Annotated in this window: 25 protein-coding genes; 7 read left to right on the top strand and 18 right to left on the bottom strand. The window is 64.5% G+C overall.

The window, feature by feature from the left end; all coding sequences use genetic code 11:
- Nucleotides 1-70: 70 nt before the first annotated feature.
- Nucleotides 71-754 carry an SDR family NAD(P)-dependent oxidoreductase gene (locus EN869_RS27905; RefSeq protein WP_127229425.1) on the bottom strand — a complete coding sequence of 228 codons (684 nt, stop codon included), beginning with the start codon at nt 752-754 and terminating at the stop codon, nt 71-73.
- A 187-nt stretch (nt 755-941) separates the two neighbouring features.
- Here EN869_RS27905 and EN869_RS27900 point away from each other — a divergent pair, with 187 nt between their 5' ends.
- Nucleotides 942-2,057, top strand: a complete 1,116-nt coding sequence (locus tag EN869_RS27900; protein WP_127229426.1) for an anhydro-N-acetylmuramic acid kinase — start codon at nt 942-944, stop codon at nt 2,055-2,057.
- Nucleotides 2,058-2,135: 78 nt separating this feature from the next.
- On the opposite strand, the gene EN869_RS27895 is transcribed toward EN869_RS27900, so the two are convergent.
- Together EN869_RS27895 and EN869_RS27890 are read right to left on the bottom strand one after the other, a co-directional pair.
- On the bottom strand, nt 2,136-2,558 hold the full coding sequence (locus EN869_RS27895) for a GNAT family N-acetyltransferase (RefSeq protein WP_127229427.1): 423 nt from the start codon (nt 2,556-2,558) through the stop codon (nt 2,136-2,138).
- 95 nt (nt 2,559-2,653) lie between these two features.
- On the bottom strand, nt 2,654-3,838 hold the full coding sequence (locus EN869_RS27890) for an MFS transporter (RefSeq protein ID WP_127229428.1): 1,185 nt from the start codon (nt 3,836-3,838) through the stop codon (nt 2,654-2,656).
- A gap of 48 nt (nt 3,839-3,886) precedes the next feature.
- On the opposite strand from EN869_RS27890, the gene EN869_RS27885 reads away from it, so the two are divergent.
- Complete coding sequence (locus EN869_RS27885; protein ID WP_127229429.1) at nt 3,887-4,426, top strand: Lrp/AsnC family transcriptional regulator; 540 nt, start codon at nt 3,887-3,889, stop codon at nt 4,424-4,426.
- Here EN869_RS27885 and EN869_RS27880 read toward each other — a convergent pair.
- Both EN869_RS27880 and EN869_RS27875 read right to left on the bottom strand, forming a co-directional pair.
- The gene (locus EN869_RS27880; protein WP_127229430.1) at nt 4,423-4,926 is read right to left on the bottom strand and encodes a hypothetical protein; all 504 of its coding nucleotides are present in this window, start codon (nt 4,924-4,926) and stop codon (nt 4,423-4,425) included. The two genes, EN869_RS27885 and EN869_RS27880, sit on opposite strands and share 4 nt — an antisense overlap.
- Before the next feature lie 97 nt (nt 4,927-5,023).
- Nucleotides 5,024-5,848: a class I SAM-dependent methyltransferase gene (locus EN869_RS27875; protein WP_127229431.1), complete on the bottom strand. Its 825-nt coding sequence runs from the start codon at nt 5,846-5,848 to the stop codon at nt 5,024-5,026.
- An 85-nt stretch (nt 5,849-5,933) separates the two neighbouring features.
- Here EN869_RS27875 and EN869_RS27870 point away from each other — a divergent pair, with 85 nt between their 5' ends.
- A complete protein-coding gene (locus EN869_RS27870; protein ID WP_127229432.1) occupies nt 5,934-6,887 on the top strand; it encodes a LysR family transcriptional regulator in 954 nt (317 codons plus the stop codon).
- The gene (locus EN869_RS27865) at nt 6,884-7,123 is read left to right on the top strand and encodes a helix-turn-helix domain-containing protein (RefSeq protein ID WP_281035894.1); all 240 of its coding nucleotides are present in this window, start codon (nt 6,884-6,886) and stop codon (nt 7,121-7,123) included. The genes EN869_RS27870 and EN869_RS27865 overlap by 4 nt, the downstream gene beginning before the upstream one ends.
- Before the next feature lie 30 nt (nt 7,124-7,153).
- Here EN869_RS27865 and EN869_RS27860 read toward each other — a convergent pair whose 3' ends face one another.
- Complete coding sequence (locus EN869_RS27860) at nt 7,154-7,492, bottom strand: hypothetical protein (RefSeq protein WP_127229433.1); 339 nt, start codon at nt 7,490-7,492, stop codon at nt 7,154-7,156.
- A gap of 45 nt (nt 7,493-7,537) precedes the next feature.
- The gene (locus EN869_RS27855; RefSeq protein ID WP_127229434.1) at nt 7,538-8,452 is read right to left on the bottom strand and encodes a LysR family transcriptional regulator; all 915 of its coding nucleotides are present in this window, start codon (nt 8,450-8,452) and stop codon (nt 7,538-7,540) included.
- A 107-nt stretch (nt 8,453-8,559) separates the two neighbouring features.
- Between EN869_RS27855 and EN869_RS27850 the strand changes: the two genes are divergently transcribed.
- Together EN869_RS27850 and EN869_RS27845 are read left to right on the top strand one after the other, a co-directional pair.
- The gene (locus EN869_RS27850) at nt 8,560-9,198 is read left to right on the top strand and encodes a DsbA family protein (RefSeq protein WP_127229435.1); all 639 of its coding nucleotides are present in this window, start codon (nt 8,560-8,562) and stop codon (nt 9,196-9,198) included.
- Nucleotides 9,199-9,232: 34 nt separating this feature from the next.
- Nucleotides 9,233-9,841, top strand: coding sequence for an NAD(P)-dependent oxidoreductase (locus EN869_RS27845; protein ID WP_127229436.1), 609 nt, complete (start codon nt 9,233-9,235; stop codon nt 9,839-9,841).
- A 47-nt stretch (nt 9,842-9,888) separates the two neighbouring features.
- Here the strand turns inward: EN869_RS27845 and EN869_RS27840 are convergent, their stop codons facing one another.
- Complete coding sequence (locus EN869_RS27840) at nt 9,889-10,746, bottom strand: helix-turn-helix transcriptional regulator (protein WP_245512369.1); 858 nt, start codon at nt 10,744-10,746, stop codon at nt 9,889-9,891.
- Nucleotides 10,747-10,838: 92 nt separating this feature from the next.
- Here EN869_RS27840 and EN869_RS27835 point away from each other — a divergent pair, with 92 nt between their 5' ends.
- Nucleotides 10,839-11,741, top strand: a complete 903-nt coding sequence (locus EN869_RS27835) for an SDR family oxidoreductase (RefSeq protein WP_127229437.1) — start codon at nt 10,839-10,841, stop codon at nt 11,739-11,741.
- 54 nt (nt 11,742-11,795) lie between these two features.
- Here EN869_RS27835 and EN869_RS27830 read toward each other — a convergent pair whose 3' ends face one another.
- The 10 genes from EN869_RS27830 to EN869_RS27785 all read right to left on the bottom strand — a co-directional run bounded on the left by EN869_RS27830 (nt 11,796) and on the right by EN869_RS27785 (nt 20,130).
- A complete protein-coding gene (locus EN869_RS27830) occupies nt 11,796-12,503 on the bottom strand; it encodes a GntR family transcriptional regulator (RefSeq protein WP_127229438.1) in 708 nt (235 codons plus the stop codon).
- A gap of 116 nt (nt 12,504-12,619) precedes the next feature.
- Nucleotides 12,620-13,348 carry an aspartate/glutamate racemase family protein gene (locus tag EN869_RS27825; RefSeq protein ID WP_127229439.1) on the bottom strand — a complete coding sequence of 243 codons (729 nt, stop codon included), beginning with the start codon at nt 13,346-13,348 and terminating at the stop codon, nt 12,620-12,622.
- 11 nt (nt 13,349-13,359) lie between these two features.
- Complete coding sequence (locus tag EN869_RS27820; RefSeq protein ID WP_127229440.1) at nt 13,360-14,082, bottom strand: ABC transporter ATP-binding protein; 723 nt, start codon at nt 14,080-14,082, stop codon at nt 13,360-13,362.
- The gene (locus EN869_RS27815) at nt 14,079-14,858 is read right to left on the bottom strand and encodes an ABC transporter ATP-binding protein (protein ID WP_127229441.1); all 780 of its coding nucleotides are present in this window, start codon (nt 14,856-14,858) and stop codon (nt 14,079-14,081) included. Before EN869_RS27815 ends, EN869_RS27820 begins: the two co-directional genes overlap by 4 nt.
- 3 nt (nt 14,859-14,861) lie before the next feature.
- Nucleotides 14,862-15,842 (bottom strand): branched-chain amino acid ABC transporter permease, encoded by a 981-nt coding sequence (locus tag EN869_RS27810; protein ID WP_127229442.1) that lies wholly within the window; start codon nt 15,840-15,842, stop codon nt 14,862-14,864.
- A 7-nt stretch (nt 15,843-15,849) separates the two neighbouring features.
- Nucleotides 15,850-16,716 carry a branched-chain amino acid ABC transporter permease gene (locus EN869_RS27805; RefSeq protein WP_042638857.1) on the bottom strand — a complete coding sequence of 289 codons (867 nt, stop codon included), beginning with the start codon at nt 16,714-16,716 and terminating at the stop codon, nt 15,850-15,852.
- An 82-nt stretch (nt 16,717-16,798) separates the two neighbouring features.
- Entirely contained in the window at nt 16,799-18,001 is a 1,203-nt protein-coding gene (locus EN869_RS27800) for an ABC transporter substrate-binding protein (protein ID WP_127229443.1), read from the bottom strand.
- A gap of 267 nt (nt 18,002-18,268) precedes the next feature.
- A complete protein-coding gene (locus tag EN869_RS27795) occupies nt 18,269-18,559 on the bottom strand; it encodes a hypothetical protein (protein WP_127229444.1) in 291 nt (96 codons plus the stop codon).
- Between the two features lie 186 nt (nt 18,560-18,745).
- Complete coding sequence (locus EN869_RS27790; RefSeq protein WP_281035893.1) at nt 18,746-19,606, bottom strand: sigma-70 family RNA polymerase sigma factor; 861 nt, start codon at nt 19,604-19,606, stop codon at nt 18,746-18,748.
- On the bottom strand, nt 19,603-20,130 hold the full coding sequence (locus EN869_RS27785; RefSeq protein WP_135885086.1) for a carboxymuconolactone decarboxylase family protein: 528 nt from the start codon (nt 20,128-20,130) through the stop codon (nt 19,603-19,605). The genes EN869_RS27790 and EN869_RS27785 overlap by 4 nt, the downstream gene beginning before the upstream one ends.
- Between the last annotated feature and the right edge of the window lie 187 nt (nt 20,131-20,317).

Raw genomic sequence — 20,317 nt, 5'->3', positions numbered from 1 at the left:
GGCGCGCCAGGTCGACCGCTGTTGCCCCGCAGACAAGGCACGGTCGGCAGGCCTCGAGCCTCCTGGAGCGTCAGAACGTCTCGACCCAGGGCCTCAGCTCGACCTCGAAACTCCAGGCGCTGCGATGCTGGCGATGGACAGCGAGATAGGTCTCGGCGACCGCATCGGGCGACAGATGGCTGTCCGGCCGCTCGGGCGTCCTCGCGGGCGACGCGATCTGGCCGTCGATGATGAAATGCGCGACGTGGATGTTCTTCGGCCCGAGCTCGCGCGCCATCGATTGCGCCAGCCCCCGCAGGCCGAATTTCGGCATGGCGAAACCGGCCGAGCCGGAGAAGCCCTTGAGGCTTGCGGTTGCGCCGGTGAACAGGATCGAGCCGGAGCCGCGCGCAAGAAGCCGACGCGCCGCCTGCTGGCCGACCAGGAAGCCGCCATAGGCGCCGACAAGCAGGGCTTGCTTGACAGCTTCGGGATCGAGCTCGGCGATCGGGCCCCGCGTGCGGCCGCTGGCGTTGAAGACGGCGATTTCCAGGGGGCCGGCCTTGTCGGCCGCCTCGAACAGCCGCTCGACGGAAGCGACGTCCGAGACGTCGGTTTCCACCGCATGCGCGCCGGTTTCCTTGACCAGCGCGGCCAGTTTGTCGACGTTGCGGGCGGCAAGGACGACGCGCAAGCCTTCCTTGGCGAGAAGCCGCGCCAGCGAGGCGCTGAGCCCGGAGCCGGCGCCCGCGATCACTGCAACATTGGCTGCCATGGATTTCCTCCTGAGATAGCCCGATGTCGGTCGCCCAGGCTCGCGCCTTCCGCGGCAAGAGGCAAGAACGTGGATGCTCGATTTTGGCCATTTGGCGCAAAAGGCCGCCTGGACGGGCGCGGCGAAAGACTTGCCTGCCGGACCGATCCGTCCGACACGTGAGTGAAGGACGATTCGGGGAAAGACCATGGAACCAATCTGGGCCGTTGGCCTGATGACCGGCACGGTGCTTGACGGCAACATCGACGTGGCGCTGATCAAGACCGACGGCGAGCACATCGCCGACACCGGCACCTACAGGCTGGCCCCCTACCCGCAATCGATCCGCACGTTGCTCGAAGAGACGCTACGCCAGGCGCGCGCCTGGAATTTCGAGGGGCCGGAACCGGCGATTTTTCGCGAAGCCGAGGAGGCGCTCACGCGCGCGCAATCGGCCGCGGTCAAGGACCTAGTCGAGAGCCAGGGCATGAGCATGGCCGATATCGGCGTCGTCGGATTTCACGGCCAGACCGTGCTGCATCGCGCGCCGCAGCCGGGACGGATCGGCCGCACGCGCCAGCTCGGCGACGGCGAGCTGATGGCTTCGCTGCTCGGCACCAAGGTCGCCTACGACTTCCGTTCGGCCGATGTCGCCGCCGGCGGGCAAGGCGCGCCTCTGGCCGCCGCCTATCATGCGGCGCTGCTGAAGGAGGCCGACGCCAGCGGCGATACCGCCGTGCTCAATCTCGGCGGCGTCGGCAACATTACCTGGTGGGACGGCAAGGACAACATTGTCGCCTTCGACACCGGGCCGGCCAATGCACCGGTCAATGATTTCATCAAGGCGAAAGGCCTCGGCGAGATGGACCGCGACGGCAGGCTGGCTGCCGCCGGCACGGTCGACGAGGAAAGGCTCGCGCGGTTGCTCCTGCATCCTTATCTGACGAAACCCTATCCAAAGTCGCTCGACCGCTTCGACTTCACCGCGTCGATGGCCGAGGGACTCAGCGCGGAGGATGGCGCCGCGATGCTGACGGCCTTCACCATCTCCGCCGTTGGCAAGGCGCTCGACCTCCTGCCGCGCCGCCCGAAGCGGCTGGCGGTGAGCGGCGGTGGGCGCCACAATCCGACGATGATGGCGATGCTCGAAAGCCGCGCCGGCGTCGAGGTGGTGCTGGCCGAAACGCTCGGATGGAAGGGCGACGCGGTGGAAGCGGAATGCTTTGCTTTCCTCGCCGTGCGCGTGCTGCGAGGCCTGCCGATCAGCTTTCCCAGCACTACCGGCGCGCCCGAGCCGATGCGCGGCGGAAGGCTCGCAGGGTAGTTTGTTTTGGCGCGTCCGGACGGAAGGCTACGGCGAAGACGCCGAGCCTAACCGCTCCACAGTTTTCCTGGAATTGCTTTAAGGCAGCTTCTTCTGCAGGAAGACGCGGCGGCGACCGATCGGGAAATCCGGCAATTCGCCGAACGGCTTGTAGCCTTGGCGCTGGTAGACCTTTTCGGCAATCGGATTGAAGGTGTCGATCCAGGCACCGTGGCAGCCGCGCGCGATGGCTTCTTGCTCGGCGGCATCGAGCATGCCGGCAGCGACGCCATTTCCGCGCAGCCTTTCATCGACCCACAGCCACTGCACGTAGAGCCAGCCCCAGGCGGTGTAGCCGGAAATGCCGGCAACGATGACGGCATGCTCGTCGCGCGCGAAAACCGCCAGCGGCTTTCGGCCTGAGGCGCCGACATCGGCATCGTTGAAGGCGGTTAGGCTGCCGCTCAAGAAAGCGAGGTCCTGCGGCAAGGGCTCGGCGGTGATCTCGAGGCTCGTCTTCATCGGCTGCGACTCCGGTTCGCAAGCCAGCCTTAGAGCAATTCCAAGGAAACTGCGAAACGGTTTTCCGTCCGTAAGCGAGGAGTGAGGCAGACCTTTTACTGAGGGCCGACTGATCGCCACGCCGCGGCCGATGCCGCCACCAGCATCAGTCCGGCCGCGATCAGCGCGCAGTTGGCGAAGCCGAGGTTCGTGTAGAGCGGGCCAAAGCCGGCGGTGCCGACGGTGACGGCCAGATAGGTGACCGCGCTGTTCAGGCCCATAATGGTGCCGCGACGCGACGGGTCGAGCGCGGTCAGGCGCATGACCAGCACGTTCAGCCCGAAATGGTTTGCGAGGCCCCACACGGCGATGGTCACGATCAGCAGGCCGAAGGCAGTACTGGCCAGAGCAATCGCGACATAGACGGCGGCGACCAGCAGATAGGCGAAGGGCATGACACGGCGGGCGCCGAGGCGGTCGATGACGCCGTCGAGCAGTGCGGCCGCGCCGAAGCCAAGGCCGTAGGCGACGGCCGCCAGGCCGTTGGCGCTGACCGGCTCGCCGAGGGCTTCATGGAGATGATCGCCGAGATAGCCGTAGACGCCATAGAAGGCGGTCATGAATGCGCCGCAGGCAATGAGCAGCGGCAGGATACCGGGAACGGCGAGCGCACCGAGCGGCGACGGCGCAGGACCGCTTTTCCTGGTCTCGTGCAGCGAGCTCACCGCCAGGCTGGCCACGGCAATTCCCGAGAGAAGCGCCACGGCGGCGAAGACGGCGCGCCAATGGACGAGATCGGCGAGCACCGCGGACAGCGAGACGCCGGCGACCATGGACAGCGTCCAGCCCGTCAGCACGACACCGATGGTGCCGCTCTCGCGGCCGGGCGGCGCGATCGCGGCCGAGCTGGCATAGATCGCCGGCATGGCGATGCCAGCGGCGATGCCGGCAACGAGCTGAGCGGCAACCAGCGCCGTCACCGTCGGCGCCAAGGCGCTGGCGACAAGGGCCAAGGCCAGCAACAGCAAGGCGCCCTGCAGCATGCGGCGCGCGCCGATGCGGTCGATGTAGCGGGCAAGGAAGAGCGCGCTGGCCGACGTGCCGAGGCCGAAGGCGGCGGCGGCCGTCATCACCGCCGGCACGCTGGCCCCGAACGATGCCGCGACGGCCGGCGCGATCGGTCCCAGAACCAGCGAGTTGGAGCCGATGACGGCAATGCAGCCCGTCAGCAGATAGGCGGCGGCCGGGATCGGCGGGCGGGGCGCCGCGGTCATAGTTGCTGATTGATTGCTGTTCGACATATCATCATAATGGCCGAATTAAATTCCGCATCAATGGAGAATTTCCATATGGACGCAGAAACAGATGACATTCAGCGGAACAAGCACCCGGCCCGCGACATCGACCCGATCGACCGAAAAATATTAGGCGTTCTCGTCGAGGACGCGACCATCAGCTATGCCGATCTGGGCGAGCGCGTCGGCCTGTCGCCGCCGGCGGCGCATGAGCGGGTCAAACGGCTGAAGCGTAGCGGCGCCATCCGCGCCACATCGGCGATCATCGATCCGAGGGCGGTGAAGAAGCCGCTGCTCGCCTTCGTACACATCGACACCAGGGGCTGGGGCAAGACGCCGGAACTGATGGCGGTGTCGAAATATCCGGAGGTCGAGGAGATCCATACGGTCGCCGGCGACACCTGCATGCTGCTCAAGGTGCGCACCGAGGATACGCGCGCGCTCGAAGGGCTGCTCGCCCGTCTATACGACACGCCCGGCGTCACCTCGACGCGCAGCTATGTCGTGCTGTCGACCTATCTCGAGCGTCCGGTGCAGCCCGAGATCACGAGCGAATGGCCGGCGCCGAAGCATATGGCGACGCCAGTCTATTAGGCTGTCGCAGGCTCGCCGAGCCTGCGACGCGCCAGCAGATAGAAGGCCGCGACATGCGTGATCATCAAGAGCGGCACGTAGAGGACCGGGATCGCGTAGGTCGCGCCCAACTGGCCGGCATGACCGGGAAGGTCGAGCATGACGCCGTGATAGTAGTCGCCGACAAGGTCGACCACGCCTACGACATTGAATGCGACGACGAGCGGCCAGAAGATCGCAGGCCTCGCCACGGCGAGCAGCGCCAGCATGGCGAGCAGGCCAGTCGCGAAGTCGCCATAGGCGGCAAAAGGGGCAAAGCCGGCGGGCAGGTCCGGCCCCACCACGCCCGGGATGAGAAAGACGAGCCCGAAGAAGCGGAAGCTGTGCAGCGTAGCGATGGCGCGCTGCGCCTCTATCGGCTCCAAGGTCTTCAGCTTCGGCCAGATATAGGCGACGAAGCAAAGCAGCCACGGCACGTAGCCCAAGCCGAGATGGATGTTGAGGATCGTAGCCGGTGACATCTTCGCCGCCTCCTATCAATGTTGGTTTTCGCAATTCCGGACGGAAGGCTACGGCGAAATCGCCGAGCCTAACCGCTGAACACTTTCCTGGAATTGCTCAGTTGACCGGAACGGCTTCGAACACCGCGGTCAGGATGCCCAACCGGTCTTGCATGAGATTGCGCCCGAGATTGGTGGTGAATTCCGCGAAACCCTGCCCCATGACGACGCCGAGATTGAGCGAAGGCGGGCCGGAGGCGCGGAGTTCGGAGAACCACGCTTTGGCGGCAGCCGTGTCGTCGCGGCGCACGAGCGTGGCGAAGCCGGCGGCCTCGACCGCCTCGCAGGTCGCTTCGGCTGTCAGAAGGAAGCTTTCGCCCGGTGTCTTCGCCCACGGCACCGGATAGAGCGGATCGCCGCCGTTCAGCACGACATCGAAGGTCGCGAATTTTCCGCCCGGCTTCAGCACGCGCCTGATCTCGCGATAGAGCAGCGGCCGGTCGGCGATGTTCATCGCCACATGCTGCAAAAGCGCGGCATCGAAGCGGCCATCTTCGAAAGGCAGCGCCAGAGCGCTGCCGGTTTCGAACGACACCTTGCCGTCCTGCCCAGTTCGCGCGGTCAGGTAGCGCGCGGCCTCGACGAAGGGTTCGCTGAGATCGACGCCGGTCACCTCGCAGCCATAGGTCGCCGCCAGGAAGCGGGCGGGACCGCCGACACCCGATCCAACGTCGAGCACCGACATGTCGGCCGTGACGACGGCCAGATTAGCGAGCTCGGCCGTCGCAGCCAGCCCGCGCGTGTGGAATTGGTCGAGCGTGGCCAATTGCTCAGGCTTCAGCCGCTCTTCCTCGGGTCCAAAGACCGCTAGTGCGGCCTTCAATCGGTCGGTCAATCCTGTTGCGCGGTAGTGATCTCGCACGCGATCGAGTTCATCGGTCATTGTCACTTCCCTTTGGTGTTCAAGGCCCGCCCAAGAGATATGGCGGCTTTCTGCGGGCGACTATCCGCGATAATGTCGACGGGTCATGAAGCAGAACTTCACAGTCAGGCATGGCGCGCTCGACGGCATCGAGGCCTTCTTGAGCGTCGCCAAGCATCGCAATTTCCGCAAGGCGGCGGCCGAGCTTGCCGTCACGCCGTCGGCGATCAGCCAGGCGATACGAACGCTCGAGGCGCGCGTCGGTGCTGCGCTCTTCATCCGCACGACGCGCAGCGTCGGACTGACCGAAGCTGGCGAGCGCTTTTTCGCCCGCGCCCGACCGGCCTTCGAGGAATTGATCGCCGCGAGCGAGATCGCGCGCGGAATGGGCCAGCGGCCGGCCGGGCTGTTGCGCCTTTCAGTGCCGCCGGCAGTGGTGCCGGTGCTGCTGGAGCCGATGATCGCCTCCTTCTGCCAGGCTTATCCCGAGATCGAGCTGGAGATCGTCGCCAGCGGCGAGCTGGCCGATCTCGCCGCCGAGGGGTTCGATGCCGGCATCCGCATGGGCGATCTGATCGCGCCCGACATGGTCGCCGTGCGCCTGACACCGTCCTTCCCGATGGCGGTCGTCGGCAGTCCCGATTATTTGCGCCGGCGCGCGGCGCCCGAGCGCATCGAGGATCTGCGCCATCATGCCTGCCTGCGCCTGCGCCGCTCGAACGGTTCGGTCGCGCCATGGTCCTTCGTCGATGGCAACAAGACGATAGAGGCGATCGTCTCGGGACCGTTGATCGCGCATGACTATCCGTCGCTGCTCGGCGCGGCGATCCAGGGTGTGGGGCTGGCGCAGGTGCCGAGCCCAATCGCCGAAGCGCCGATCGCCGACGGGCGCCTGCAGTCGCTGCTCGGCCGTTTCGCGGTGACCACGCCCGGTGTTTTTCTCTATTACCCGGAACGGCACCAGGTCCTTCCCAAGCTGCGCGCTTTCATCGACCATATCAGGCGCGCTGGCGATGCCGGTGCCTCACCGAAGCGGTTAGCCAAGCGGCGACAGATCTGACCCTAAGGTGCCGCCTGTGTCGAGCTGCATGGCGACGAAATCGGCGCTGCGCGCCGGCCAAGGCTGTCGATCGCCTGCGCCTGGAAGCCGCGCGCATGGCGGTTGAGACCAGCGACGCGCCGCTTGACCGCATCGCGGAGCAAAGCGGCTTCGGCGATGCCGGGCGCATGCGGCGCGCTTTCATGAGAAGCTTCGGCCAGCCGCCGCAGGCGCCGAGGCGCGCGGCCAGAAGGTGACGAATGCTGCGGTCCACCAGCGAGACAGCACTAGCCTCTGGGTTTCCAGGTGGCAAATCTGTGGATCATTTCCCTCTTTTCTTGCGACAAACCCGAAAGCAGATTTTCGTCCAGATACTCCGCTCGGATGAGGCTCGCAAAGACCTCGGGAAGCTGTGAATAGCGATAGTCGAACATCCGGTCGATCTTCCGCCGCCGCTGCCCCAGATACTCTTCGATCTCCCATAGGTCGGCAGGTGTTGCCGCCGCGTCCGCCTTTCTCTTGAACTCGGCTATCGTACTGGCGAGCGCCACCTCGAGAGCCTTGTCGAAGGCTGCGCGGGCCGCCTTCTTTTCAGAGGGGGACCAACTGAGATCGTTGTAGGCCATGGACATCTCCCGTGATGCCGCCTGAGGCGGCCTGGCAATGGTATCCTAAGCGTCTCGCCTTCGCGCCCGCTTTCGCTCCGCTGCCGCCAAGAGATCGACGAAGGCGCGCACCTTGGCCGGTCTGAAGCGGGCCGGCGGATAGACGGCATGGATGCCGCCCGACGGCATGGTCCAGTCGGCAAACACCCGCACGAGCCGACCGCCCGCGATATCGTCCTCGACGGCGAAGTCGGGGAAGATGCCGAGCCCGATGCCGGCCAGCACACAGGCCAGCACCGCCGGGGTCTTGTCGCAGACCATGACCGGATTGAGCTCAGGCAACACCGTTTCGCCGTCCTTCGAGAACAGCCACTGACCGGTGCCGCGCAGTTGCGCGTTGCCGACCCATGGCAGGGATTTTGCGAGCTTCGGGCTCACATCTTTCGGAAAGCCAGCCGCGAGCTTCGGGGTCGCTACTACGAATTGCTGCAAGGTCCCCAGGCGCCGCGCCTGGTTGGAGGAATCGGCGAGCCAGCCGATGCGGATGCCAAGGTCGATCTGCTCGTCGACCAGATTGCTGATCGCATCGTCGAAGATCGCCTCGACCTTCATCTTCGGATATTTCCGCAGATAGTCGGCGATGGTCGGAGCGACAATCTTCGCGCCATAGTCGAGCGAGGCGGTGAGACGCAGCGTCCCGGTCGGCCTGCCCACGCTTTGCGAGATGTCGCCAAAGGCCGCCTCCGCTTCGCGCAGGATGATGGCGGCGCGGTCGTAGAACTGCCGTCCCTCTTCGGTCGCGGTGACGCGCCTGGTCGTGCGCTGCAACAGCGTCGCGCCAAGCTCCTGCTCGAGCTTGCCGACCTGATGGCTGACCACGGCCTTGGCGACATCGAGGCGGTCGGCAGCGGCTGTAAAAGATCCGGTCTCCACGACGGTGGTGAAGTAGACGAGGCGGTTGAGATTTAAGAGGTCGGCCATCGCTATTGTCTGATCTGATCAGACAGTTTGTATGATTGATCGCGGTTTTTTGCAACCGGCCGAACTGCCATCTAGCAGGGAGACGATGTTCCTCGGACCAGATGGCAATGATCGACATCACCGTGACATATCTTTTCGACCCGCTTTGCGGCTGGTGCTACGGCGCCACGCCAATGCTGGACAGGCTTGCGGCAAGCGGCGTCGCGCTCGAGCTTTTGCCGACCGGGCTGTTCTCCGCTTCCGGCGCGCGGCCGATGGATGCAGGCTTCGCCGCCCATGCCTGGGCCAATGACCAGCGTATCGAGCGGCTGAGCGGACAGGTTTTCAGCCAGGCCTATCTCGACAATGTGCTCAACGTGCGCGGCACGCTGCTCGACTCCAACGCCGCAACGCTTGGTGTGAGCGCGGCCAGCGTGGGCGACCCGCGCCTGCGGCTTGCAGCGTTGAAGGCGATCCAACGCGCCCGCTATGTCGACGGGCGCGATATCGTGACGGTCGACGGCGTGGCGGAAGTGCTGACCGATGCCGGCCTGGCGGATGCGGCCGCGGCAGTGATGGCTCCGACCGACAAGGTGCTGGCCGCGCATCGCGAGCTGGTCGGCCGCGGACGCGCGCTGTTCCAGCGGCTCCATGCCCATGGCGTTCCGTCGCTCGCCGTCATCCGCAACGACGCGCCGCGCTTGATCGGCTCCAACGCTCTGTTCGGCAGCTACGACAATCTCGTCGCCCATATCCAGGCGGCGTGACCCAGATCCCTCCCCGAAGCAAAGGAAAACTTCCATGAAGATCGCACTCATCGGCGCGTCCGGCCAGGTCGGCTCGCGCCTGCTCAAGGAACTCTCCGATGGCGGCCACGCCATCACCGCGATTGCCCGTAATCCGGAGAAGATTGCCAAACTCCCGGGCGTCACCGCCGTCAAGGGCGACGCTTTCCACAAGGACGCGCTGGCCGCGCTAATCAAGGGCCACGATGCGGTGATCAGTTCGGTGCATTTCACCGCCAGCGATCCCGACACGTTGATTGCGGCCGTGCGCGCCTCCGGCGTCAAGCGCTATCTCATCGTCGGCGGCGCCGGCAGCCTCGAAGTCGCGCCCGGCAAGCGCCTGGTCGACACGCCGGAATTCCCGGCCATCTACAAGGCGGAGGCGCTCAAGGGCGGAGACTTGCTGGACAAGCTCAGGACCGTCAGCGATCTCGACTGGACCTTCCTGTCGCCGTCGGCTCTGTTCGTCGCCGGCGAGCGCACCGGCAAGTTCCGCCTCGGCAAGGACACGCTGCTGACCAACGACAAGGGCAGCAGCATCTCCTTCGAGGACTATGCCATCGCCATGGCGAACGAGATCGAAAACCCGCGGCATATCCGGCAGCGCTTCACCGTCGGATACTGAAGCGGCCGATTTTCAAATTTTGTGATGGGCCGCCAGATGGCGGTCTATCATTTTGCGGAACGAGTCTCGATCAAGGATCGGATACGTTCCGCATCTGCCTGCGTCGCGGGATTGTAGACGATCATGCCGAGCTCCGGACGGCCGTCGACCGCAAAAACCGAGAACTCCAACTCGATCAGTCCGATCTCAGAATGCCGCAGGCGCTTCACGCCTTCGCCATGGGCCGGAACGACGTCATTGTCGCGCCACAGCGCCGCGAATTCGGGGCTGATCCTGGAAAGCTCCTCGACGAGTTCGGTGACCTCCGCGCCGGCGCCGGCGCGGACGGCGTCGGCCCTGAAGGACCCGACGACGAAGCGGGCAACACTCTGCCAGTCATCCTGCGCATCGCGCACGCGGGGATTGCCGAACATCAGGCGCAGGATGTTGCGCTGCTCGCGCGGCAGCTTGGAATAGTCGGTCAGCATCGCCGCGGCGGCACGGTTCCAGGCCACCACATCCCATGTCGCGGTCTTGATGATCGCCGGGCTGGGGTCCAAGGCATCGAGGACGCGTTGCAGGCGTGGCGTCACGCTGTCCACGCCTTTGTAGCGGACCTCCGGCGGCCGCCCGAGGCCCAGCATGAACAGATGCTCGCGCTCGGGCTCGGTCAGCATCAGGCCGGTCGCGATGCGGTTGAGCACATCCGCGGACGGCGCGCCGCCCCTCCCCTGCTCCAGCCAGGTGTACCAGGTTGGGCTGATATTGGCGCGCTGCGCCACCTCCTCACGCCGCAACCCTTGTGTGCGCCGCCGCCCCGTGGCGAAGCCGAACGCCGTCGGGTCAAGGCGCATGCGGCGATCGCGGAGGAAGGTGCCCAGCTTGTTGGTCGTCTCTTTGTTGGCAATCTCTTGGGGCATCGCCATCCTGTTGGCTATTATCCCATGATAAAGTCACTACTTTAACAGAATGATTTATAGCGCAAATAAGGCCTCCGAACAACCACAGGAGACCTCTGATGCGTGTATTCCTCACCGGCGCGACCGGCTTCATCGGTTCCAGAATCGTGCCCGAGCTTCTTGCCGCCGGGCACCAGGTGCTCGGCCTGACCCGCTCCGACGCCGGCGCGCGGTCGCTTATCGCCGCCGGCGCCGAACCCCATCGCGGCGACCTCGAAGACCTCGACAGCCTGCGCGACGGCGCGGCGAAATCGGATGCGGTGATCCACACCGCTTTCGACCACAATTTCTCGAATTTCGTCGCCAATTGCGAGAAGGACAAGCGCGTGATCGAAGCGCTCGGCGGCGCGCTCGCCGGTTCGGACCGGCTGCTCATCATCACGTCGGGCGTCGGCATGGGCTCCGCCGAGCACGGACAGCCGGCGAGAGAAGACGTTTTCAACACCGACCATCCCAATCCGCGCATCCTGTCGGAGCTTACCGGCCAGGCGATGGCCGAGAAGGGCGTCAAGGTGGCGGTGGTGCGGCTGCCGCAAGTGCATGACACGGTGAAGCAGGGCCTGATCACTCCGCTCATCGAGCAGACGCGCGCCAAGGGCGTGTCGGCTTATCTCGGCGAAGGCCGCAATCGCTGGTCGGCTGCGCATGTGCTGAATGTCGCGAAGCTCTACCGCCTGGCCCTGGACAAGCAGGAGGCCGGCGTGCGCTACAATGCCGTCGCCGAGGAAGGCATCCCGGTGCGCGAGATCGCGGAAGTGATCGGCGCCGGGCTCAACGTGCCGGTGGTCTCGCTCTCACAGGAAGAAGCGGCGGACCATTTCGGATGGCTTTCCATATTCGCGGGCCTCGATATGCCGGCCTCGAGCGAATGGACGCGTGCGCATCTCGGCTGGCAGCCGACAGGGCCCGGCCTCATCGCCGACCTGGAGCGGATGGATTATTCGCAGGCGGCAGCGGCCTGACGGCTTCCTGGGCGGTTCGGCGATCCAGCTGAACCGCCCACATTCCACGTTGCCTTAGGCCCGCAGCAGATCCGCCAGGCTGTCCGACTTCTCGACCTTGTCGGTGAGATCCAGCCCCGACAGCAGATCGACCAGATGGCTGTTCATCAGGGCGGCGGCGTCGGCGCTGTCGCCGGCCTCGATGGCGTCGACCAGCGCATGATGGGCGTGCTTCTCGCAGGTGGCGTCGCGGCGCTTCCAATAGAGCGCGATGATTAGCGAGGAATGCGAGACGAGGTCGCGCACAAAATTGGTGAACACCGAATGCGCCGCGATCTCGGCGATGCCGACATGGAAGCGCGCCGACAGCATGATGGCGTCGCTGTCGCGACCGTCATGCAGCGCCTCATGCTCCTTTTCGAGATGCTGGCGCAACTGCACGATGTCGGACGGCACAGCCACTTTGGCGGCAAGCGCGGCGACCTTCGGCTCGATCAGCGCGCGCGCCTCGAACACCTCGCGCGCCTCGATCTTCGACGGCTGGGCGACAAAGGCGCCACGATTGGGCTCCAGCCGCGCCAGCCGGTCATGCGCCAACGCCTGCAGCGCGGCGCGGACGACGGTGCGGCTTACCGAATAGATCGAGGCAAGCTCGTCTTCCGGTAGCTTGGTGCCGGGGGCGAGGCGATGGCTGACGATGGCGTCCCGCAGCCCATAGTAGATCGGCGACCAGCGCGCAGCCGGCTTGTCGTCTCGATCTTCTTCCCTGAGTACCGTCAACATGCTCTTCAACGCGCAGGCGCAGAACGCCTGATTTGCCTCCATTGGTAGAGGTCGGTTCAATCTAATATGGCTTGCGCGGTGGTCAATCCCGGGCAACCGACCTTACACGACGCGTCTCAGCCGGCCGGCGACAGCGGTGCGAACATGCCGGCGAACCGCTTGCCGCGCGGTGCCGCATAGCCGCCGATCTTCGATGTCTTCAAGCCGACCTTGAACAGGCTCTCGGCCAGTGTGACGGCGCACACGACGCCATCCAGCACCGGAACGCCGTGCTCCTCCGACAAACTGTGCGCGAGGTCGGCCATGCCGGCGCAGCCGAGCACGATCGCCTCGGCCCTGTCCTCGCTGATGGCGCGTGCGATCTCTTCCGAAATCCGGTGTCTTGCATTCGATCCCGGACGTTCGAGCTCGAGCACGGCGACGTCCGACGAGCGCACCTTGGCGCAGCGCGAGGCGAGGCCGTATTTCGCCAGATTGTGCTCGATCGCCGGAACCGAGCGAGCAAGCGTGGTGACGACGCTGAACTTGCCGGCGACGAGGCTGGCCATATGAAAGGCCGCCTCGCCGATGCCGATGACGGGGGCCTCGGTGGCACAACGCCCGGCGTCAAGCCCAGTATCGTCGAAGCAGGCGATGACATAGGCATCGGCCTGTGCCTTGCCCATCTCGGCGATGATGCCTGGAATGGCGAAGACCTCGTCGAAATAACCTTCGATGCTGGGCGGTCCGTCGACCGGATTGACCGCGATGATCTCCGTCGCGCCGGAGGCGACACTTGCCGCCGCCTCGCCGATCTTGGCGGTCATCGAGGCTGTGGTGTTGGGGTTGATGACGAGAATGCGCATTCCATTCAGCCTCAGATCTCGCCGCCCAGATAAAGACGCTTGACCCGCTCGTCGGTCAGCAGTTCGGCGGAGTTGCCGCTGAGCGCGACACTGCCGGTGGTCAGCGCGTAGGCGCGCTGCGAGATGCGCAGCGCCATGCGCGAATTCTGCTCGACCAGCAGCACGCTGACTTTCTCGTCGCGATTGATGGCAACGATCGAGCGGGCGATGTCCTGGACGAGCTTTGGCGCGACACCGAGCGACGGCTCGTCGAGCAACAGAAGTTTCGGCTTAGCCATCAAGGCGCGGCCGATGACCAGCATCTGCTGCTCGCCGCCGCTCATGGTGCCTGCGGCCTGCGAGAAACGCTCCTTCAACCGCGGAAAGCGCCCAAGCACCATCTCCATCGACGCAGCTATCTCGGATTTGCTGGTGCGCGTGAAGGCGCCCATCAGCAGATTGTCCCTGACCGACATGTAAGGAAAAACGCGGCGGCCTTCCGGCACCATGGCGATGCCCATTTTGACGATCTCGTCGGGGGCGGCGCCATCGATCCGCTTGCCCCCATAATGGATCTCGCCGGACCTGATCTTGCGCAGGCCGGTGATGGCGCGAAGGATCGACGACTTGCCGGCGCCGTTGGCGCCGATCAGCGCGACGGTCTCGCCCTCGTTGACCTCGAGCGAAACGCCTTTCAGCGCGTAGACATGGTCGTAATAGAGCTCGACATTGGCGAAGTTCAGGATCTGGTTCATAGGCCGATCGCCTCGTCTTCGCTGCCGAGATAGGCTTCGATCACCTTGTCGTTGGCCTGTATTTCCGACGGCGTTCCCTCGGCGATCTTCTGCCCGAAATTGAGCACGACGAGGCGGTCGGAGATCTTCATCACGGCCGGCATGTCGTGCTCGACCAGAAGGATGGTCAGGCCGCGCTCGCGCAGGCGCCGCACCATTTCGACCATGCGCATGGTCTCTTCGTGGTTCATGCCGGCGAAGGGCTCGTCGAGCAGCAGGATGGAAGGGTTGGTGGCCAGACCGATGGCGATGCCCAGCGCGCGCAAATGGCCATGCGGCAGGTTGCGGGCGATCTCATGGGCGAGCGAGGAGAGGCCGAGCAGCGCCAGGATCTCGTCGGCCGATTGGCCGAAGGCCGCCTCGTCCGCCTTCGCCGTGCCGGTGCCGAGGAAGAAGCCGAAAAGGCTCGCTTTCGAGCGAAGGTGGTGCGCGATGATGACGTTGTCGCGCACGCTCATGTTCTTGAAGATCGTCGTCTCCTGAAAGGTGCGCACGACGCCCTTGCGGGCCGCGATGTGCGGCGCCAGGCCGGAGATGCGCTCGCCCTTCAGCCGCACCTCACCCGTTGTCGGACGCAGGAATGACGAGATCAGCTTGAACAAAGTCGACTTGCCGGCGCCGTTCGGCCCGATCACCGACAGGATCTCCTTCTCGCGCACCGAGAAGGACACGTTGTTGACCGCAACCAGACCGCCGAAGCGCTTGGTGATGCCGGAGACCTCGAGCATTTCGGCCATGGCTCAACCCTTCTTCCGGGTCGTTTCGGCAAGGCTGAGCAACCCGTTGGGCAGCACCAGCATCAGGACGATCATCAGGCCGGAATAGATGAGCAACTGGAACTGGCCGGTCTGGAACAGAAGGTCCCAGCCGAAATAGAGCACCAGCGTGCCGAGCATCGGACCGAACACATAGCCGAGGCCGCCGAGGAAGCAGTTCAGCATGAAGTTGACGGAATCGGTGACGGTAAAGCTCGACGGGTAGATCGACTGCGAGATGGCGGCGAAGATGGCGCCGGAAACGCCGCCAAAGAAGGATGAGACGGCATAGGCGATGACGCGCAGATAGGCGATGTTGACGCCGATCGAGGAGGCGAGTTCCTCATTCTGCTGCAGCGACTGGCAAAGCTTGCCGATGCGCGAATTGACCAGCCGGTACATGATCGCGAAGCAGACCACCATCAGCGTGACCGCCAGCAGATAGAAGGCGAGCCGCGAATTCTGCAGCGTGGCGAAATCGGGGATCAGCGTGATCCCGAAGACCGACAGCGCGCCGGGCAGCGGGATGCTGACGATCCCCTTGGCGCCGTTGGTGATCGGCAGCGCCAGGGCGAGCAGGCGCGCCACCTCGGTCAGCACCAGCGTGACCATGGCGAAATAGACGCCGCGCAGCCGCAGGATCGGCAGGCCGATCAGCACGCTGGTGGCGGCGCAGAACAGACCTGCGACGGGGAGCGTCAGCCAGAACGACCAGCCATGGTCCATCACCAGTATGGCCGAGACATAGCCGCCCGTCAGCGCGTAGGCGCCCTGGCCGATGTTGATGCGGCCGATATAGAAGGTGAGCCAGACGCCGGCGCTGGCGATGCTGAGCAATGCCACAGAGGTCAGCGTGTAATAGAGGTCGAAGTGGCCGCTGGCCGAGATCGCGGCCGGCACGGCAATGAAGACGATCGCCAGGAAGGCGACGACCGCGGCGATCTTCGTGGTGCGGTTGACAGTCATGGCCCGATCAACCCCACGGCTTGCCCATCAGCCCGTTGGGCCGGACCGACAGGAACACCATCAGGGCGGCGAAGATGACGAGATAGGTCACGTCGCCATATTCGCGCAGCACGGTGAGGCCGACCGATTCCATCATGCCGAGGATGAAGCCGCCGGCGATGGCGCCGCCGACAACGCCGGCGCCGCCGATCATCACCATCAGGAAGGCCTTGATCGAGATCGGGCCGCCGATGCCGGAATTGACACCGGTGATGGTGACCAGCAGCCCGCCGACGACGCCCGCCAGCATGGCGCCCATGGCGAAGCCGATCATCGAATAGCGGTCGACGCGGACGCCCATCAACTGGGCGGCGACGCGATCCTGGGCAAGCGCACGCATGGCGCGGCCGACGCGGCTGTACTGCATGTAGAGGACGAAGGCTGCGATGAAGACGATCGCCAGCGCGCCGACGACGATGCGGTCGTAGGGCATGATGATGCCGACATCGTTGAAGACGCCCTTGACGATCTTGGGAACGCCGCGCTGCTTTTCGCCGAACAGAAGCAGGATGACGGCGTCGAAGAAGAAGGCGGTCGCGGCGGCCAGCAGCATGGTGCTTTCCTCGCGATGGCTGCGCCGGATGACGGTGCGGAAGAGGAATTTCTCCATTAGCGCGCCGATGACGGCGAGCGTCACGCCGGAGGCGAGAAGCGCCACGACGAAGGGCAGGCCGAGCTGGCCATAGACGGTATAGGTGATGAACCCGCCCAGCACATACATCTGGCCGTGGGCGAAATTGAGCACGTTCATCAGGGCGAAGATCAGGGTCAAGCCCAGCGCGATCAGCGCGTATTGGGCACCGAGATACAGTCCGTTGGCGATGACCTGTTCCATGGGTACCTTCGATCTTCCGCGGGGTCCGGCCTATCGTCCGGACCCCGCGGCAAGCTGGAGGAAATGGCGCTCGAAGGTAAAGCTAGTCGACGGAGCCGACGAACAGGGTATGGAAAGCGCCGTCCTTGTATTCATTAACCACCATCGGCACCGAGAGCTGCCGCTTCTGGCCGAAGGAGGTCGCGCCGACATAGCTCAACTTGGCGTCACCCTTCAGGTAGGGGTTGGGCGCCGAGAAGGTGTCTATGGTCTTCTTGAATTCCGCGACATCGTTGAGGGCCGCCGGATTGGCCTTCAGCGTGTCAAGGATGTATTCCAACGCGTAGACCTTGGTGTTGGACTCGTCGTTATATTCGCCGAACATTTTGGTGTAGCGGGTGACGAATTCCTTCATCTCATCCGACGCGATCTCCGGCGTCGAGGCGCCGCCGACAGAAATGAAGCCGTTGGCATATTCACCGGCACCCTCTTGCAGAACCTTGGCGTCCTGCGCGGTTTCGGTCGAGATCAGGCCTTCATAGCCGAGCTCGCGAGCGGCGCGGATGAGCAGCGGCGCGTTGGCGGGCGCCACGCCGGACAGGACGAGCAGGTCGGGCTTCAACGCGACGATCGGCGTCAGCACGGGGGTGAAGTCGCGCGTGTCGTTTTGGTAGGTGTCGTTCTGGGCGACGATTTCCAGGCCGAGCGCCTTTGCCGCCTCGACACCCGAGTCGCGCTGGCTGAGCGGATCGGATTCATTGGCCGCGACAAAGGCGATCTTCTTCACGCCCTTGTTTTCCTTTAGATATTTGTAGATCGCGGGGCCGGACTGGTAGTTGGCGATCATGCCGAGCACGGCATTGGAAGCCGGCTTCTGGTACAGCGCCTTGGGGAAGGCGTAGGGGAAATAGATAATGCCGTTGGCTTCGGCGACCGGGCGCACCGCGGCGGCGCCGTCATCGACATTCGGACCGACGACATAGTGGATGCCTTCCTGCGCCATTTTCTCCATGCCGGCGATGGCGCGCTTGGGGTCCTTCTGGTCGTCGAAGGTGACGATGTTGATGTTGTAGGTGTCGTTGCCGATCTTGACGCCGCCTTTTTCGTTGAGCCAGGCGGCGCGGGTTTGCATCGAGCGTACGTTCGAGGTGCCCCAGGCGGCGGCCGGGCCGCTGGTGACGCCGACAAAACCGATCTTCAGTTCCTTGTTTTCAGCCTGTGCGTACGAAATGCCGACGGCGGCAATGGCCAGGGTCGAGACGGCGCCGAGCGCCATGGATTTCAGAGTCGAGCGACGGTTGATCATATTGGCAGTTCCCCTTGGTTATCGCGCTTTTGTGTTTTGCTCGTAGGCTGCGCGGATAGCGTTAAGGGAAACCGGCTGCGCCAGATTGTCAACATCTTTCTTATGTTTTGTATACAATGTTTCAGCGGAATGTGTTCGGACACTCTCCCGCCGCTACGCAGGGGCCGACGGAAGACTTGGCCCGATGGGCGTCAGCCGTTCAGGGAACGCAGCGAAATGCGCCGATCGAAGCTTATCGATTGCTTGGCAACGCGCCCTAAACGGCGGCTATTTCCCGCAATGATGGTCGTTGATCTTGTTTAGCGCATTCGCGTCCGGTCCGACGCGGTCGTAGGAACAGGCGCCTGACGCGGTGGTGAACAGCTGCTGGTCGTAATAGCGCGGACCACCGAACAGCTGATAGAGGATATCGTCACTGGCCGGGACATAGCCCTCATGCTCGACCGGCGGCTGATGACGATGGTGGCGATGATGATACCGTTCGCCCGCAACCGCCGAGGCGGACATGCTCGCGGCCGTGGCCAGCACGAGAGCAGAGATCGTTAGGTATTTCGGCATCGGCGGCAACCCTTCTGGCCATTGGGATCGGCAGCATATCCAAAATCGCAGGTTGCGCAAAAGTTCCCTCGGCTGGTGGTTACCGCGAGAGCAATTCCAGGAAAAGTGTGGACGGTTTTCCGTCCGGAATTGCGCCAAAACAAGGGTATAGGGCATTTCACCGTTTCCGTGAAACGGTGAAATGCCCTAGTGCAGGTGCCGCAGCTTGTCGGGATTGCGCATGACATAGATCGCCGTGATCTTGCCGTCCTCGATGTCGAGGGCCGTGGTCTGCAGCTCGCCGTCGACTTCGAGCGTGACGAAGCCTGGCAGGCCGTTGATGAAGCCGTACCGGACCAGCATCGAGCGGTTGTCCTTGAGCCACGCCGCGACGGCTGCGTATTGCGTCATGACCGCCTCGAATCCAAGGGCCGGCTCGGTCGCCGCCGGGCGCTTGCCGCCGCCATCGGCGTGAGCGGTGACGTCGGCGCTCAGCATTGCGCCGAGCGCTTTCATGTCGCCGCTGCGTGACGCGTTGAAGAAGGCCTCGGCGATCTCCAGCCCGCGCTGCTTCTCGACCTTGAAGCGCGGCCGCGCCTCGCGCACATGCTCACGCGCTCTGGCCGCGAGCTGGCGGCAGGCGGCTGCATCGCGCTCGATCTCGGCCGCGACTTCGTCGAACTGCAGGCCGAACACGTCATGCAGCAGGAAGGCGGCGCGCTCGAGCGGCGACAGCCGCTCCAGTGCCAGCATCAGCGGCAAGTTGACATCCTCCGCCTCGTCTTCCTCGACGAGCGGCTCGGGTAACCAGGGGCCGACATAGGTCTCGCGCTGGCGGCGCGCGGATTTGAGCTGATCAAGGCACAGCCTAGTTACCGTGCGGCGCAGGAACGCCTCGGGCTGGCGCACCGCGCCGCGCTCGGTCCGCATCCAGCGGATGAAGGCCTCTTGCACCGCGTCCTCGGCATCGGCGACCGAGCCCAGCATGCGGTAGGCGACCCGCATCAGCTGCGGGCGCAGCGGCTCGAACTCCGCCGCCGCGCCCGTCAATGACGGCTTCGTCGTCAAGCCGCGGCCGCCTTGTTGGCAGCCTGGGCGGCAGCCGCCTTGTTGGCAGCCTGGGCGGCAGCCGCCTTGTTGGAGGCCTTGACGGCTGCTGGATCGACGAAGCCGCCGAAGCCGACCGCGATGCGGTTCCAGCCGTTGATTATGTTGATCATCAATGTGAGCTTCACGCGCTCCTCCTCGGAGAAATGCGGCTTCAACGCTTCATAGGCCGCTTCATGCGTATGGCCTTCGCAAATCCTGGTCAGCGCTTCGGTCCAGCCGAGCGCGGCGCGCTCCCGATCGGTATAGCATGGCGCCTCACGCCAGGCCGACAACAGATAGATGCGCTGCTCGGTCTCGCCGCGCTCGCGGGCATAGGTCGAGTGCATATTGATGCAGTTGGCGCAACCATTGATCTGCGAGGATCGGATCTCGATGAGCTCGGCAAGCGCCGGATCGAGGCTGCCGGAAATGGCGAGCGAAGCGCGCTGCCACTCCTTCATCAGCGAAGGGGCGGCGGCAAGGGGGTCAAGTCTGACAGTCATGGTCGGTTCCTTTCGTTGCTTCCGAACTCAAGACGAGCGATGCGCGGCCAGTTGTGACATGAGCGCCGGATTTTTTGCTTCTGGCCGCCGAAAAATAACGGTAATTGCGACGGCGATTCGACAATGGGCGGCAGCGGGCGGCTATCCTGCGTTCGTTTGAACCCGTCCAATGCGGGATGCACAGGAA

Source organism: Mesorhizobium sp. M2D.F.Ca.ET.226.01.1.1, from assembly GCF_004022705.2.
Classification (GTDB): domain Bacteria; phylum Pseudomonadota; class Alphaproteobacteria; order Rhizobiales; family Rhizobiaceae; genus Mesorhizobium.
The sequence above is the reverse complement of the archived record's forward strand: the minus strand, read 5'-3'. Positions and strand labels throughout refer to the sequence as shown.

Excerpts from the sequence above, each read along its gene's own strand:
- EN869_RS27860 (WP_127229433.1), bottom strand. The coding sequence starts at position 7,492 with ATGGCCTACAACGATCTCAGTTGGTCCCCCTCTGAAAAGAAGGCGGCC.
- EN869_RS27800 (WP_127229443.1), bottom strand. The coding sequence starts at position 18,001 with ATGATCAACCGTCGCTCGACTCTGAAATCCATGGCGCTCGGCGCCGTC.
- EN869_RS27835 (WP_127229437.1), top strand. The coding sequence starts at position 10,839 with ATGCGTGTATTCCTCACCGGCGCGACCGGCTTCATCGGTTCCAGAATC.
- EN869_RS27815 (WP_127229441.1), bottom strand. The coding sequence starts at position 14,858 with ATGGCCGAAATGCTCGAGGTCTCCGGCATCACCAAGCGCTTCGGCGGT.
- EN869_RS27875 (WP_127229431.1), bottom strand. The coding sequence starts at position 5,848 with ATGACCGATGAACTCGATCGCGTGCGAGATCACTACCGCGCAACAGGA.
- EN869_RS27870 (WP_127229432.1), top strand. The coding sequence starts at position 5,934 with ATGAAGCAGAACTTCACAGTCAGGCATGGCGCGCTCGACGGCATCGAG.
- EN869_RS27890 (WP_127229428.1), bottom strand. The coding sequence starts at position 3,838 with ATGTCGAACAGCAATCAATCAGCAACTATGACCGCGGCGCCCCGCCCG.
- EN869_RS27850 (WP_127229435.1), top strand. The coding sequence starts at position 8,560 with ATGATCGACATCACCGTGACATATCTTTTCGACCCGCTTTGCGGCTGG.
- EN869_RS27795 (WP_127229444.1), bottom strand. The coding sequence starts at position 18,559 with ATGCCGAAATACCTAACGATCTCTGCTCTCGTGCTGGCCACGGCCGCG.
- EN869_RS27845 (WP_127229436.1), top strand. The coding sequence starts at position 9,233 with ATGAAGATCGCACTCATCGGCGCGTCCGGCCAGGTCGGCTCGCGCCTG.
- EN869_RS27885 (WP_127229429.1), top strand. The coding sequence starts at position 3,887 with ATGGACGCAGAAACAGATGACATTCAGCGGAACAAGCACCCGGCCCGC.
- EN869_RS27830 (WP_127229438.1), bottom strand. The coding sequence starts at position 12,503 with ATGTTGACGGTACTCAGGGAAGAAGATCGAGACGACAAGCCGGCTGCG.
- EN869_RS27880 (WP_127229430.1), bottom strand. The coding sequence starts at position 4,926 with ATGTCACCGGCTACGATCCTCAACATCCATCTCGGCTTGGGCTACGTG.
- EN869_RS27805 (WP_042638857.1), bottom strand. The coding sequence starts at position 16,716 with ATGGAACAGGTCATCGCCAACGGACTGTATCTCGGTGCCCAATACGCG.
- EN869_RS27840 (WP_245512369.1), bottom strand. The coding sequence starts at position 10,746 with ATGGCGATGCCCCAAGAGATTGCCAACAAAGAGACGACCAACAAGCTG.
- EN869_RS27785 (WP_135885086.1), bottom strand. The coding sequence starts at position 20,130 with ATGACTGTCAGACTTGACCCCCTTGCCGCCGCCCCTTCGCTGATGAAG.
- EN869_RS27900 (WP_127229426.1), top strand. The coding sequence starts at position 942 with ATGGAACCAATCTGGGCCGTTGGCCTGATGACCGGCACGGTGCTTGAC.
- EN869_RS27895 (WP_127229427.1), bottom strand. The coding sequence starts at position 2,558 with ATGAAGACGAGCCTCGAGATCACCGCCGAGCCCTTGCCGCAGGACCTC.
- EN869_RS27820 (WP_127229440.1), bottom strand. The coding sequence starts at position 14,082 with ATGAACCAGATCCTGAACTTCGCCAATGTCGAGCTCTATTACGACCAT.
- EN869_RS27855 (WP_127229434.1), bottom strand. The coding sequence starts at position 8,452 with ATGGCCGACCTCTTAAATCTCAACCGCCTCGTCTACTTCACCACCGTC.
- EN869_RS27825 (WP_127229439.1), bottom strand. The coding sequence starts at position 13,348 with ATGCGCATTCTCGTCATCAACCCCAACACCACAGCCTCGATGACCGCC.
- EN869_RS27905 (WP_127229425.1), bottom strand. The coding sequence starts at position 754 with ATGGCAGCCAATGTTGCAGTGATCGCGGGCGCCGGCTCCGGGCTCAGC.
- EN869_RS27810 (WP_127229442.1), bottom strand. The coding sequence starts at position 15,842 with ATGACTGTCAACCGCACCACGAAGATCGCCGCGGTCGTCGCCTTCCTG.